The 14,779-nt window shown below is 53.2% G+C and carries 12 protein-coding genes; 8 read left to right on the top strand and 4 right to left on the bottom strand.

Going from position 1 to position 14,779, the window contains the following annotated elements; translation table 11 throughout:
• Nucleotides 1–35: 35 nt before the first annotated feature.
• Nucleotides 36–1,754 (bottom strand): DUF4153 domain-containing protein, encoded by a 1,719-nt coding sequence (locus NNO08_RS01285; protein WP_271456020.1) that lies wholly within the window; start codon nucleotides 1,752–1,754, stop codon nucleotides 36–38.
• A gap of 378 nt (nucleotides 1,755–2,132) precedes the next feature.
• On the opposite strand from NNO08_RS01285, the gene pckA reads away from it, so the two are divergent.
• Nucleotides 2,133–3,755, top strand: coding sequence for a phosphoenolpyruvate carboxykinase (ATP) (pckA, locus tag NNO08_RS01290; protein ID WP_271441391.1), 1,623 nt, complete (start codon nucleotides 2,133–2,135; stop codon nucleotides 3,753–3,755).
• A 104-nt stretch (nucleotides 3,756–3,859) separates the two neighbouring features.
• Here the strand turns inward: pckA and envZ are convergent, their stop codons facing one another.
• Both envZ and ompR read right to left on the bottom strand, forming a co-directional pair.
• Nucleotides 3,860–5,212 carry a two-component system sensor histidine kinase EnvZ gene (gene envZ, locus NNO08_RS01295; protein ID WP_271441390.1) on the bottom strand — a complete coding sequence of 451 codons (1,353 nt, stop codon included), beginning with the start codon at nucleotides 5,210–5,212 and terminating at the stop codon, nucleotides 3,860–3,862.
• On the bottom strand, nucleotides 5,209–5,928 hold the full coding sequence (ompR, locus tag NNO08_RS01300; protein WP_001157751.1) for an osmolarity response regulator transcription factor OmpR: 720 nt from the start codon (nucleotides 5,926–5,928) through the stop codon (nucleotides 5,209–5,211). Before ompR ends, envZ begins: the two co-directional genes overlap by 4 nt.
• Nucleotides 5,929–6,153: 225 nt before the next feature.
• Between ompR and greB the strand changes: the two genes are divergently transcribed.
• The 5 genes from greB to feoC all read left to right on the top strand — a co-directional run bounded on the left by greB (nucleotide 6,154) and on the right by feoC (nucleotide 12,304).
• Complete coding sequence (gene greB / locus NNO08_RS01305; protein ID WP_137383524.1) at nucleotides 6,154–6,627, top strand: transcription elongation factor GreB; 474 nt, start codon at nucleotides 6,154–6,156, stop codon at nucleotides 6,625–6,627.
• A gap of 98 nt (nucleotides 6,628–6,725) precedes the next feature.
• Nucleotides 6,726–9,059, top strand: coding sequence for a Tex family protein (locus NNO08_RS01310; protein WP_271456021.1), 2,334 nt, complete (start codon nucleotides 6,726–6,728; stop codon nucleotides 9,057–9,059).
• 432 nt (nucleotides 9,060–9,491) lie between these two features.
• Nucleotides 9,492–9,719, top strand: a complete 228-nt coding sequence (gene feoA / locus NNO08_RS01315) for a ferrous iron transporter A (protein ID WP_003023519.1) — start codon at nucleotides 9,492–9,494, stop codon at nucleotides 9,717–9,719.
• Nucleotides 9,720–9,737: 18 nt separating this feature from the next.
• Nucleotides 9,738–12,056, top strand: coding sequence for a Fe(2+) transporter permease subunit FeoB (gene feoB / locus NNO08_RS01320; protein ID WP_271456022.1), 2,319 nt, complete (start codon nucleotides 9,738–9,740; stop codon nucleotides 12,054–12,056).
• 11 nt (nucleotides 12,057–12,067) lie between these two features.
• On the top strand, nucleotides 12,068–12,304 hold the full coding sequence (gene feoC, locus NNO08_RS01325; protein WP_271456023.1) for a [Fe-S]-dependent transcriptional repressor FeoC: 237 nt from the start codon (nucleotides 12,068–12,070) through the stop codon (nucleotides 12,302–12,304).
• A 96-nt stretch (nucleotides 12,305–12,400) separates the two neighbouring features.
• Here the strand turns inward: feoC and bioH are convergent, their stop codons facing one another.
• Nucleotides 12,401–13,180, bottom strand: coding sequence for a pimeloyl-ACP methyl ester esterase BioH (gene bioH, locus NNO08_RS01330; protein ID WP_271456024.1), 780 nt, complete (start codon nucleotides 13,178–13,180; stop codon nucleotides 12,401–12,403).
• A gap of 37 nt (nucleotides 13,181–13,217) precedes the next feature.
• On the opposite strand from bioH, the gene gntX reads away from it, so the two are divergent.
• A complete protein-coding gene (gene gntX / locus NNO08_RS01335) occupies nucleotides 13,218–13,901 on the top strand; it encodes a DNA utilization protein GntX (protein ID WP_271456025.1) in 684 nt (227 codons plus the stop codon).
• 58 nt (nucleotides 13,902–13,959) lie between these two features.
• Nucleotides 13,960–14,535 (top strand): Fe-S biogenesis protein NfuA, encoded by a 576-nt coding sequence (gene nfuA, locus NNO08_RS01340; protein ID WP_005121621.1) that lies wholly within the window; start codon nucleotides 13,960–13,962, stop codon nucleotides 14,533–14,535.
• Nucleotides 14,536–14,779: the final 244 nt, after the last annotated feature.

Here is a 14,779-nt window from a genome sequence, read left to right on the forward strand (position 1 = left end):
GGATACGGCGTTCGCGCCGCCATCCGGCAACAGATTCACTCATTGTAATAAGTCATTGGCAGTCTTTTGCCATTAATGGTGATATCCCGCCAGGCTCTGGGGGCCGAATCCAGTTGATGATTCGCCAGCGCCTGCAGCAGTTGCTCTTTATTGAATCCCTCCGGTAGTCGGGCTGTCGCAATCAACACCCATTTGTTCTCCTTAACGCCAAAGACCAGACTCTCCCCATCACCAAAAGCATACAATACTTGCTCGGACTGCCCATCCGCGTTGAGATCCTGATCCACCAATACACATGCATCCTGCTCGATACAGGAAGCGATCCGGTAGCGTTGTCCCTTTAAAAACGTCCAAAACGCGTCATCGGGCTTCTTGCTTCCCGGTGCAATCATCACCTTCGGCGCTAACTGCGTTGCCGTCAGCTCATTTACCGGATCGCGATGCCCTCGCAGAATGGCATTTAAATCACGCCTGCGTTTGCTGTCTTTGTTGAACGCATCATCTTTTTGTAATGCTTCTAGTGCGGCGCGACCGGGTTTTCCGCTGTGATCCAACATATACAGACTGACCTGGTCAGCCGTAATTTTCCCGCTGTAGTAGCGCCCCATATGGCTATTGACGCTAATACGCCAGACATCAATGACCGGCGACGTCAGCAGAATCAACAGGCCCAATGTCAGGAGCGAAACGCCAAGAATGACTTTTCCCTGAATATCGAGCGGGTTGCCTCCCGCGCGCAAAATACTGACCAGGTAGCCGAGGGACCACACCAGTAATACAAAGACCACCAATGCGCCATACAACCGCTCAGGCGTCCAGCCATACTGATGAATTCTCAGCCACATTGCCCAACCGGCAATCAGCATATAGAGAGGAGCAACAACCAGTGAAGCGTTAATCAAATAACGTAATGCACCAGGATAAGGTAACGCCTCTTTGTGCGGCTCGCGCACGATGGCCATCAGCAACAGGAAGATCAGCGTCAACGTGGACATCAGGCCAGCCGCTGACACGCGCTGTGAGATAGCATCCAGTCCGGTGAAAGGCAGGGTCAGCATAAACATCAGCGCTAACAGTGCAACCAGTGGGAGTAAACCTGTGGCAAGGAACGTCAGCAACTTTTGCACCGCAGCAACCAGGCGCGACTGCGTACGCGCCAGCACCACTGCCAGTGCAGTGATCAGGCCAAGCGCCAGATAGACAAACCAGTCAGTCTCAAAGAAAAGCGTGTTGAAGAAAGTGATTCCGACCAGTTGAAACATTTCACTCCACAGCAGGAGCACCAGCCAGAACAGGCCGTTGGCCACAAAAGCGATCAGCAACGTCAGCGAGTTAAGCCACAGGTAGGTATAAAACTGTGGATAGCGAGCCTGTTCACGACGGGCGTGAAGTTGATATTGAATCCACGGCAAAGCCAGCATCGCCATCAACAATAAGCGCCAACCGTAGGCAAAAAAAATGTCATCCTGTCGCCATCTGTCACTGTCCGCCGCACTCCACTTCAGCCACACACTCATCGCCAGCACAACCACGCAGATCAGCGCCATCCAGCACCATAGCGCACGTTGCTTAAATGAGACGACAGTCAGCAAAAGCGCGGAGGAGAGTGCAATCGTTACGGGCATCCCGTAGAACAGCCAGTCACTGTTCTGCGGCGCAAGATACGCCATCAGCAGGTAGCACACACACCCTTGTAGCAGTCCGATAAAGACCATGCCCCAGCGGGTCGTTGGTGAAAGCTCAACACTGTCCATGTCGTTTTCCAGAAAGAAGATAAAATCTAATTATCGCATCAACTTCACAAATATGAGTATTCGTCAGCCCATTTCGGACCTCAGCTGCGCGAGGTGAATCGATATTGTTTATGTTTGAGTTACGTTTATTTCTTACATGAATGCGATTACACTCACAAGATTCCCGCCAAAAACACTCTCTATTAACGTTTTAAGAACATTTTCCACAACAAAAAAGGGTTTCCTGCCATAATATCCGCCTCTTTGTGACAGGAGTCGCAGCGTATTCGGTTATTCGTGGAATTACCGAATGCGTAAATCTATGAGCCTTGTCGCGGTTAGCAATCCCTAAAAAACCTTACTATTCCAGGTAATACATATTGGCTAAGGAGCAGTGAAATGCGTGTGAACAACAGTTTAACCCCGCAAGATCTCAAGGCTTATGGTATCAATGACGTTCAGGATATCGTTTACAATCCAGACTACGACACGCTTTATCAGGAAGAACTTGATCCAAACCTGGAAGGTTATGAGCGTGGCGTGTTAACGAATCTGGGCGCCGTTGCAGTTGATACCGGTATCTTTACCGGACGTTCGCCAAAGGATAAGTACATTGTCCGTGACGACACCACACGAGACACGCTCTGGTGGTCCGACAAAGGTAAAGGTAAGAACGACAACAAACCGCTTTCCCAGGAAACCTGGCAGCATTTGAAAGGGTTAGTCACCCATCAACTCTCCGGCAAACGTCTGTTTATCATTGATGCTTTCTGCGGTGCTAATGCGGATACCCGTCTTTCCGTGCGCTTCATTACTGAAGTCGCCTGGCAGGCACATTTTGTCAAAAACATGTTCATCCGCCCGAGCGACGAAGAACTGGTTGATTTCAAACCTGATTTCATCGTGATGAACGGTGCAAAATGCACTAACCCACAGTGGAAAGAACAAGGTCTGAACTCCGAAAACTTCGTGGCGTTCAACCTGACTGAACGCATTCAGTTAATTGGCGGCACCTGGTACGGCGGCGAGATGAAGAAAGGTATGTTCTCCGTCATGAACTACCTGCTGCCGCTGAAAGGCATTGCATCGATGCACTGCTCAGCAAACGTCGGTGAAAAAGGTGATGTGGCAGTCTTCTTTGGTCTGTCCGGTACCGGTAAAACCACGCTGTCCACTGACCCGAAACGCCGCCTGATTGGCGATGATGAGCATGGCTGGGATGACGACGGCGTATTTAACTTCGAAGGCGGTTGCTACGCGAAGACCATCAAACTGTCTAAAGATGCTGAACCGGAAATCTACAACGCGATCCGCCGTGATGCCCTGCTGGAAAACGTCACCGTGCGCGAAGATGGCTCCATCGATTTCGATGATGGTTCCAAAACCGAGAACACCCGCGTTTCCTACCCGATTTATCACATCGACAATATCGTTAAACCGGTGTCAAAAGCGGGCCATGCAACTAAAGTCATCTTCCTGACCGCTGACGCATTTGGCGTACTGCCACCGGTTTCTCGCCTGACGGCCGATCAAACGCAGTATCACTTCCTGTCTGGCTTTACCGCCAAACTGGCTGGTACCGAGCGTGGCGTTACTGAGCCAACGCCAACCTTCTCTGCCTGTTTCGGCGCAGCATTCCTGTCACTGCACCCAACGCAGTACGCAGAAGTGCTGGTAAAACGCATGCAGGCGGCTGGCGCACAGGCTTATCTGGTTAACACCGGCTGGAACGGCACCGGCAAACGTATCTCAATCAAAGATACCCGTGCCATTATCGATGCCATCCTGAACGGGTCGCTGGATGATGCGGAAACGTTCCGTCTGCCGATGTTTGACCTGGCAATCCCAACCGAACTGCCGGGCGTGGATACACGTATTCTCGATCCGCGTAATACCTACGCATCCCCGGAGCAGTGGCAGGAAAAAGCCAATGCTCTGGCGAAACTGTTTATTGAGAACTTCGAGAAGTACACCGACACGCCTGCGGGCGCCGCGTTAGTCAGCGCCGGTCCGAAGCTGTAAAGTGCCGGATGGCGGCTTCGTCTTATCCGGCCTACTGCAACGGATAAGCGCAGCAACATCAGGCGGTTAGCGAAATAAAAAGGGAGGCATTTAGCCTCCCTTTTCTACGCGTCTTTCGTTGTCCCCTGCGCACGCGTGAAGGGCACCGGAAGCCAGGCGCGTATCGACAGCCCGCCCCGTTCACTGGTACCAATTTCCAGCATACCGTTATGGTTATCGATAATACGCTGCACAATCGCCAGTCCCAGGCCCGTGCCGCTGGTGCTACGCGCGCTATCGCCGCGTACAAACGGCTGGAACAGGTGTTGACGCTGTTCCGGTTTGATACCCGGCCCGTCATCTTCGACCTGGAACCAGGCGCGATGCGGTTCCATACCGCTGCTGACCTTAATCCAGCCATTACCGTAGCGGGCGGCGTTAACCACCATATTAGCAACCGCGCGTTTGATAGACAGTGGGTGCATCTTCACCTGAATGACGCCAGGACGTAATGCAGTATCAATTTCACGCTCGTAACCACTTTCTGCCGCGATCACTTCACCTAATACCGAGTTCAGATCGGCCATCTCCATCGGCATCTCCTGACCCGTTCGCAGATAATCGATGAACTGTTCAATAATGGCATTACACTCTTCGATATCCTTGTTGATAGACTCCGCGAGGTATCCATCTTCTTCACCCATCATTTCCGTCGCCAGACGGATACGCGTAAGCGGGGTGCGTAAATCATGGCTCACGCCCGCCATTAGCAGTGTACGGTCATCGGCCAGTTGTTTTACGCCGGCGGCCATATGGTTGAAGGCTCGGGTAACGGAGCGCACCTCAGAGGCGCCATACTCGCGCAGCGGCGGCGGAATAATGCCTTTCCCCACCTGTAACGCCGCATGTTCAAGATCCACCAACGGCCGGTTCTGAATACGGATAAATAGCCACGCGCCACCGATAGCCAGTAGCATGATCGCCAGCGTATAGCGGAACAGCGGTGAGAAGTCACCCTGATGGATTTCAGTGAGCGGCACGCGTACCCAGATGTTGGGCGACAGCCAGGTTTTCAGCCAGACGACAGGCGAGCTCTTGTTGACCTCAACACGTACTTCCGTTGGACCACCCAACTGCTGCGCCATCTGATGGCTTAAGAATTCATAGTGTTGCGCCCAACGCAGACCCGCTTCTTCAGCGGCTTCGTTGGAATAGAGGGAAATACCGAGCTCACGGTAAATTTCCCGACGGAATGCAGGTGGCACTACCAGTTGCGTACCGTCCTCCAGTTGCAGTTTATCAGTCATCAGCATACGGACTTCGTAGGCCAGGACCTTATTAAACTGCTGGAGGCTCGGCAGAATCGCGAAGTTCAGCACCACAAGGTAGGTCGTCACCAGGCTTGCAAACAGCAAGGTGACGATAAGCAATAACGTGCGAGCAAACGAACTTCGTGGCGAGAAGCGCATTCGCCTCATGCTTTAGAACCGTCCGGAACAAAAACGTAGCCCAGACCCCATACGGTCTGAATATAACGAGGATGAGCCGGGTCTTCTTCCACCATACGACGCAGACGAGAAATCTGCACGTCGATGGAACGTTCCATCGCGGAGTACTCACGACCACGCGCCAGGTTCATCAGTTTATCGCGGGACAGCGGTTCACGTGGGTGGCTTACCAACGCTTTCAGCACCGCAAATTCACCGCTGGTGAGCGGCATCGGCTCATCTTCGCGGAACATTTCACGCGTCCCCAGGTTCAGCTTAAACTTACCGAAAGCGATAACGGCTTCTTCCTGAGAAGGCGCGCCCGGCAGTTCGTTCGCCTGACGACGCAACACCGCGCGAATACGCGCCAGCAGTTCACGTGGGTTAAAGGGTTTCGGGATGTAATCGTCAGCACCGATTTCCAGCCCAACGATACGGTCAACCTCTTCGCCCTTCGCCGTCACCATAATGATCGGCATTGGGTTGCTTTGACTGCGCAGGCGGCGGCAAATTGACAGGCCATCTTCCCCTGGCAGCATTAAATCCAGAACCATCAAGTGGAAGGACTCACGGGTCAGCAGACGGTCCATCTGCTCAGCGTTTGCGACGCTTCGAACCTGGAAGCCCTGCTCGGTCAGATAACGTTCCAGAAGCGCACGCAAGCGCATGTCGTCATCGACCACCAGAATCTTATAGTTCTCTTGCATTGTTATTACTCCCAAAGGTTCGCAACAATTAAGTGTATATTCTTAAGAAAGCTCGCGTGAGTCACCAGCAAATTCTGGTATGAATTCCAGGCTAAATTGTTACAAAGCATATTAAACAGCAGCTTAAGTATACAATGTTTCTCGCAATACATTATTTATTCTGTTGATATGCTCATGTAATACTAATTGTGCGCATCATCACAGAGTCGAAGGTAAAACAATAAGATGAAAACGCCCCTGATAACCCGTGAAGGGTATGAAAAACTCAAACAAGAGCTCAATTATCTCTGGCGTGAAGAGCGCCCGGAAGTCACCAAGAAGGTTACCTGGGCCGCAAGTCTGGGCGACCGCAGCGAAAATGCTGACTACCAGTATAATAAAAAGCGCCTGCGCGAGATCGACCGTCGCGTCCGTTATTTGACCAAGTGCATGGAGAATCTGAAAATTGTCGATTACTCCCCGCAGCAAGAGGGCAAAGTCTTCTTTGGCGCGTGGGTCGAGATTGAAAACGACAATGGCGATATCCGCAAATTCCGCATTGTTGGCTACGATGAAATTTTTGGCCGTAAGGATTACATCTCTATCGATTCCCCCATGGCGCGTGCGCTGCTGAAAAAAGAGGTCGGCGATCTCGCGGTGGTGAACACCCCTGCCGGGGAAGCCAGCTGGTACGTCAATGAGATCGAATACGTGAAGTGAGACCGGAACAATCCGAAGCCCCTGTAGATGACTGGCATTTTTGCCAGTCAGTCCGTATAACTATCCCCTGATTTTTTATCCTATAGACGAAGCTATCCATGATGAATGATTCTTTCTGCCGCATTATCGCAGGTGAAATTCAGGCTCGTGCAGAACAGGTAGAAGCTGCCGTTCGCCTGCTTGACGAAGGGAACACCGTGCCGTTTATCGCACGTTATCGTAAGGAAATCACCGGCGGTCTGGATGATACGCAACTGCGTAATCTGGAGACCCGTCTGGGGTATCTGCGTGAACTGGAAGACCGCCGTCAGGCGATCCTGAAATCTATCGGCGAGCAAGGCAAACTGACCGACGACCTGGCAAACGCTATCAACGGCACGTTAAGTAAGACCGAACTCGAAGACCTTTATCTGCCGTACAAACCTAAACGCCGCACCCGTGGGCAAATCGCCATTGAGGCCGGACTGGAGCCGCTGGCAGACCTGTTGTGGAACGCGCCGTCTCACGACCCGGAAACAGAAGCGGCCAAATACCTCAACGCCGACAACGGTGTGGCGGATACCAAAGCGGCCCTTGACGGTGCACGTTACATCCTGATGGAACGCTTCGCTGAAGATGCCGCACTGCTGGCGAAAGTGCGTGACTACCTGTGGAAAAACGCGCATCTGGTTTCCACCGTGGTAAGCGGTAAAGAAGAGGAAGGCGCGAAATTCCGCGACTACTTCGATCACCACGAACCGATTTCTACCGTGCCGTCTCACCGTGCGCTGGCTATGTTCCGCGGCCGTAACGAAGGCATCTTACAGCTGTCTCTAAATGCCGATCCGCAGTTCGATGAGCCACCGAAAGAGAGCCACGGCGAGCAAATCATTCAGGATCACCTTGGCCTGCGACTGAACAACGCACCGGCAGACAGCTGGCGTAAAGGCGTTGTCAGCTGGACATGGCGCATTAAGGTGCTGATGCACCTCGAAACCGAACTGATGGGCACTGTGCGCGAACGCGCGGAAGATGAAGCAATCAACGTCTTTGCCCGTAACCTGCACGACCTGCTGATGGCGGCCCCGGCCGGACTGCGCGCCACAATGGGTCTCGATCCGGGCCTGCGTACCGGTGTAAAAGTGGCTGTTGTTGACGGTACCGGCAAGCTGGTCGCCACCGACACTATTTATCCACATACCGGTCAGGCTGCCAAAGCCGCCGTTGCCGTTGCAGCGTTATGTGAGAAGTACAACGTAGAGCTGGTAGCCATTGGTAACGGTACGGCGTCGCGCGAAACCGAACGTTTCTTCCTCGACGTACAGAAGCAATTCCCGCAAGTGACCGCACAGAAAGTGATTGTCAGTGAAGCCGGGGCATCGGTTTACTCTGCCTCTGAACTGGCGGCGCTGGAGTTCCCGGACCTCGATGTGTCGCTGCGTGGCGCAGTATCTATTGCTCGCCGTCTGCAGGACCCGTTGGCTGAACTGGTGAAAATCGACCCGAAATCTATCGGTGTGGGCCAGTATCAGCACGACGTTAGCCAGACCCAGCTTGCCCGTAAGCTGGATGCGGTGGTGGAAGACTGCGTAAATGCCGTCGGCGTTGATCTGAACACCGCCTCCGTCCCCCTGCTGACCCGCGTTGCCGGCCTGACCCGCATGATGGCGCAAAACATCGTCGCCTGGCGTGATGAGAACGGCCAGTTCCAGAACCGTCAGCAGTTGCTAAAAGTCAGTCGTCTGGGGCCAAAAGCCTTTGAACAGTGCGCGGGCTTCCTGCGTATCAACCACGGCGACAACCCGCTGGACGCTTCCACGGTTCACCCGGAAGCCTACCCGATAGTGGAACGCATTCTGGCCGCCACCGAGCAATCGCTGCGTGACCTGATGGGCAACAGCGACGCGCTGCGTCATCTCAAAGCGTCCGACTTCACCGACGAACGCTTCGGGGTGCCGACCGTCACCGACATCATCAAAGAGCTGGAAAAGCCGGGCCGCGATCCGCGTCCTGAGTTTAAAACCGCGCAGTTTGCCGATGGCGTAGAAACCATGAACGATCTGCTGCCGGGAATGATTCTGGAAGGCGCAGTCACCAACGTCACCAACTTCGGCGCGTTTGTTGATATCGGCGTTCATCAGGATGGTCTGGTGCATATCTCTTCACTGTCGAATAAGTTCGTCGAAGATCCACACACCGTGGTGAAAGCGGGCGACATTGTGAAGGTGAAAGTGCTGGAAGTTGACCTGCAGCGTAAGCGTATCGCGCTGACCATGCGTCTGGACGAGCAGCCGGGCGAAACCAATGCGCGTCGCGGCGGTGGGAATAACGAACGCACTCAGGGCAATCGCCCGGCACCAAAAGCGGCGAAACCGCGTGGTCGTGAGGCACAGCCTGCGGGCAACAGCGCGATGATGGATGCGCTGGCGGCGGCAATGGGTAAAAAGCGCTAAGTTTAAACCATGTGCCGGATGGCGGCGTAAACGCCCTGTCCGGCCGGGTTGGCCCAATTAATGTGTATGTCGGATAAGGCGCTGAAACATCACCATCCGGCATATTTAATCTATTTCCCGCTTTTTCTTACAATATATTTATCACTTCATTAACAGATGAAACCTTAATTAAACATTAAGAATGTCAATAATTACGGCCCCAAATAATCTATTCCAAACCAGAATAAATGTTGAGGCATATCAAAATTGGCGCAAATTATTATCTAATTCCACATTCCGTCACACTTATTCTATTGATGATAGAAACCATTCTCATTATCATTGTTCTGTTGATTATTTACTCTTTCCTTACGTTGGCTAATCATCTGGTCTCATGCCGCCCTGTCGCCCCATGAGGTAATCATCCAGTTAGCGAGATATAAGTAGGTCCCTATGCAATTCACTCCTGACAGTGCGTGGAAAATTACCGGTTTTGCTCGTGAAATCAGCCCGGCTTATCGACAGAAACTGTTATCCCTCGGCATGCTGCCCGGGTCGTCCTTCAATGTGGTTCGCGTCGCCCCGCTCGGCGATCCTATCCATATTGAAACGCGTCGTGTAAGTCTGGTATTGCGTAAGAAGGATCTGGCGTTATTAGAAGTGGAAGCGGTTTCCTGTTAATACAGTGAGTCTATAAAAATGAAAAAACTAACCATTGGTTTAATTGGTAATCCTAATTCCGGCAAGACAACTTTATTCAACCAGCTCACCGGCGCGCGCCAGCGTGTGGGTAACTGGGCTGGTGTGACCGTCGAGCGTAAAGAAGGTCATTTCGCGACCACTGACCATCAGGTCACGCTGGTCGATTTACCCGGCACCTATTCTCTGACGACGATCTCATCTCAAACCTCTCTCGATGAGCAAATTGCCTGTCACTACATTTTAAGCGGTGATGCGGATCTGTTGATCAACGTGGTCGATGCTTCAAACCTTGAACGCAACCTCTACCTGACGTTGCAACTGCTTGAGCTGGGTATTCCCTGCATCGTCGCACTGAACATGCTGGATATTGCTGAGAAACAGCAAATCCGTATCGATATCGACGCCCTCTCCGCTCGTCTTGGCTGCCCGGTGGTTCCGCTGGTTTCCACCCGCGCCCGGGGCATTGAAGCACTGAAGCTGGCGATCGATCGCTACAAAGAAAACGACACCGTCGAGCTGGTCCATTATGCCCAGCCACTGCTGCAAGAAGCTGATACCCTCGCCGATGCGATGGCTAAAGATATGCCGCTTAAACAGCGCCGCTGGCTGGGCCTGCAGATGCTGGAAGGCGATATCTACAGCCGTGCTTACGCCGGTGATGCCGCGCAAAATCTGGATGCTGCCGTTGCACGTCTGAGCGAAACAATGGACGACCCGGCGCTGCATATTGCCGATGCGCGTTACCAGTGCATTGCCGCTATCTGCGATACCGTCAGTAATACCCTGACGGCAGAGCCGAGCCGTTTCACCACCGCGGTAGATAAAATTATCCTCAACCGCTTCCTCGGTCTGCCGATTTTCCTGTTCGTGATGTACCTGATGTTCCTGCTCGCCATCAACATTGGCGGCGCGCTGCAACCGTTGTTTGATGTTGGCTCCGTAGCGCTCTTTATCCATGGTATTCAGTGGATTGGCTATACGCTACATTTCCCGGATTGGCTAACCATCTTCCTGGCCCAGGGCCTTGGCGGCGGGATTAACACCGTCCTGCCGCTGGTACCGCAAATCGGCATGATGTACCTGTTCCTCTCCTTCCTTGAAGACTCAGGTTACATGGCACGCGCCGCGTTTGTGATGGACCGACTAATGCAGGCGCTGGGACTGCCGGGCAAATCGTTCGTCCCGCTGATCGTCGGCTTTGGCTGTAACGTACCATCAGTGATGGGCGCACGTACGCTGGACGCCCCGCGTGAGCGTCTGATGACCATCATGATGGCACCGTTTATGTCCTGTGGCGCACGTCTGGCGATTTTCGCTGTCTTTGCCGCCGCGTTCTTTGGTCAGAACGGCGCGTTGGCGGTCTTCTCGCTGTACGTACTGGGTATCATCATGGCGGTGTTGACCGGCCTGATGCTCAAACACACCATCATGCGTGGCGAAGCTACACCGTTCGTGATGGAGCTTCCGGTGTACCACGTGCCGCACATTAAGAGTCTGATCATTCAAACCTGGCAACGTCTGAAAGGCTTCGTTCTGCGTGCAGGTAAAGTCATCATCATCGTCAGTATTTTCCTCAGCGCCTTTAACAGCTTCTCACTGAGCGGAAAAATCGTCGACAACATTAACGACTCCGCGTTGGCCTCCGTCAGCCGCGTTATTACGCCGGTGTTCAAACCGATCGGCGTACATGAAGATAACTGGCAGGCAACCGTCGGTCTGTTCACCGGCGCGATGGCAAAAGAAGTGGTTGTTGGGACACTTAACACGCTCTATACCGCGGAAAATATTCAGGAAGAAGAGTTCAATCCGGCAGATTTCCACCTCGGTGACGAGCTGCTCGGTGCGGTGGATGAAACCTGGCAAAGCCTGAAAGACACCTTCAGCCTGAGCGTGCTGGCCAACCCTATCGAAGCCAGTAAAGGTGACGGTGAGATGGCTACCGGCGCAATGGGCGTGATGGGCGAGAAATTCGGCAGCGCTGCTGCGGCATACAGCTACCTGATTTTCGTGCTGCTGTATGTACCGTGCATTTCAGTGATGGGCGCCATCGCACGTGAGTCCAGCCGCGGCTGGATGAGCTTCTCGATTCTGTGGGGTTTGAACATCGCCTACTCTCTGTCGACGCTGTTTTATCAGACGGTCAGCTACAAAGAGCACCCGACCTACAGCCTGGTGTGCATTTTAGCCGTCATCCTGTTTAACATCGTGTTGCTGGGTCTGCTACGTCGCGCTCGCAGCCACGTGGACCTCGCGCTGCTGGCGACCAACAGGACGGCAAATTCCTGCTGTTCAAGCACCACTGGCGATTGCCACTAAGGTTATCGACGATGGCATCGCTTATTCAGGTTCGTGATTTACTGGCTCTGCGGGGGCGCATGGAGGCGAAGCAAATTAGCCACACGCTGCATACCCCGCAGCCCATGATTGACGCCATGCTGAATCAGTTAGAAAAGATGGGCAAAGCGGTGCGGATTCAGGAGGATGCCGAGGGGTGTCTGTCCGGAAGCTGCAAAAGCTGCCCGGAAGGTAAAGCCTGCCTGCGCGAGTGGTGGGCTTTGCGCTAATCAGCTGCTCTTTGCCGGATAGCGCTACGCTTATCCGGCCTACAAATGATGCAAACGTCCAGGCCGGATAAAGCGTTTACGCTGATATCCGTTACTTTAGAAACAATTCAGTTTCTGTTTTAACGCCACCAGCGCGGCGCAAAACTCTGTAGGATGTGAGATAAACGGCGCATGCGCGGCTTTGGCAAACACTAAAGATTCGCTCAGTGGCCACTGCGCATCAAGCATCGGGACAACCTTGCGCGGAACCAAACCATCAAGATAACCGTACATCCGCAGGAAAGGCATATCCACAGAGCATAACGGCTCACACAGATCGACCGTTTTCAGGATCTCCAGTCCGCCATTAAGCACCGCGACGTCTGGCATGGGTAAAGCCAGCACCGTTTTCTTCAGCGCTCTCGCATCCTGACGCGCCGTTTCCGTGCCCATCGTTTGTAGTGCAAGAAAACGTTCCACCGTACGCTGGAAATCTTCGCTCAACTGCTGCTGGAAGCCTGCCAGCACTTCCGGCTTAATGCCCGGCCATTCATCGTGCGCGCTAAAGCAAGGAGAAGACGCGACGGTCACCAACGCCTGAACACGCTCAGGGTGCGTTAACGCCACCTGGCTTGCGACCAGCCCGCCAAGACTCCAGCCGAGCCAGATAGCCTTCTTCGGCGCCTGTCTTAATACCCGTTCAGCCATCTCTTCCAGCGACATCGCGCCAAAACCCTGACTACGGCCAAATCCCGGTAAGTCGACAAGATGCAGTGTAAAATGCGAGCTCAGTTCCTCGCTTATGCAATGCCACACCTCTGCATTCAGTCCCCATCCGTGCAGCAGCACAAGATGGCAATTTCCCGAACCCTGGGTCTGCCACCAGATGTCATTCATCAGTTACTGTTCTCTTTTAGCTAACAAGGATGTCTCTATGCTAACAGTACCAGGATTATGCTGGCTATGCCGAATGCCGCTGAGGTTGGGGCATTGGGGGATTTGCTCAGTCTGCACACAGGCAATACGCCAGCACGACAGTCTGTGCCCGCAGTGCGGACTACCGGCCATTCACACCTCGGTTCCCTGTGGTCGTTGCCTACAAAAACCACCGCCGTGGCAGCGCCTGGTTTCAGTCAGCGACTATGTTCCTCCAGTAAGAGGGCTTATCCACCAGCTTAAATTTTCACGACGCAACGAAATAGCCCCTGCGCTTGCACGTCTGCTGTTGCTGGAGGTATTGCAGGCCCGACGCACTCACGGTTCCCCCCTGCCAGACAGGCTCATCAGCGTACCGCTCTGGCAACGTCGTCATTGGCGCAGGGGATTTAATCAAAGTGACTTGCTATGCCGTCCTTTGGCACGTTGGCTGGGCTGTGACTGGAACAGCCAGGCCATAACACGGGTGCGGGCGACCGATACACAACACCATCTCAGCGCCCGGCTACGCAAACGTAACCTGAAAAACGCCTTTTGCCTTGAATTGCCGGTGCAGGGACTCCATATGGTTATTGTGGATGATGTCGTCACTACCGGAAGTACCGTCGCGGAAATCGCGCAGCTGCTTTTACGCAACGGCGCGGCGACTGTCCAGGTATGGTGCCTGTGTCGAACCTTGTAGAGCCTCGATGATGGGCGTATTATAACCAAGTAAAATAGTCAACTATTAGGCCATTACTATGATCCATATTTCCGATGCTGCACAAGCGCACTTTGCCAAACTGCTGGCAAATCAGGAAGAAGGGACACAAATCCGCGTATTTGTGATCAATCCCGGCACGCCTAACGCTGAATGTGGCGTTTCTTATTGTCCGCCGGACGCCGTGGAAGCAACCGACACCGCCATTAAATTTGACCTGCTGACCGCATATGTTGATGAACTGAGCGCACCGTATCTGGAAGATGCAGAAATCGATTTCGTCACTGACCAATTAGGTTCTCAGCTGACCCTGAAAGCACCGAACGCAAAAATGCGCAAAGTTGCCGATGATGCGCCGTTGATGGAACGCGTGGAGTACATGCTGCAATCGCAGATCAACCCACAGCTGGCTGGCCACGGTGGCCGTGTCTCCCTGATGGAAATTACCGATGAAGGCTTCGCCATTCTGCAGTTTGGCGGCGGCTGTAACGGTTGTTCAATGGTCGACGTTACGTTGAAAGAAGGTATCGAAAAACAGCTATTGGCTGAATTCCCCGAACTGAAGGGCGTTCGTGATTTAACCGAACACCAGCGTGGCGAGCACTCTTACTACTAACGACCAGACCAGTAGAGTATTCGCAGCCCCGATAAGACACATCAGCGTCGTCATCGGGCATTGATGCCGGATAGTCGCGTTAACGCGTTATCCGGCCTTCTACCTAACCGGGCCAACATTCCTCTGTTACATTCCTGCAATAAAACCCTCCATAATTTGACCAGCTTCTCATAATTTAAATTTTGCCTGCCCAGGTGATTTTCAAGCACAGCATGTTACCCGTATCATTCGTATCAGCACCCAA

The organism is Citrobacter sp. Igbk 17 (assembly GCF_028069775.1).
Taxonomy (GTDB): domain Bacteria; phylum Pseudomonadota; class Gammaproteobacteria; order Enterobacterales; family Enterobacteriaceae; genus Citrobacter.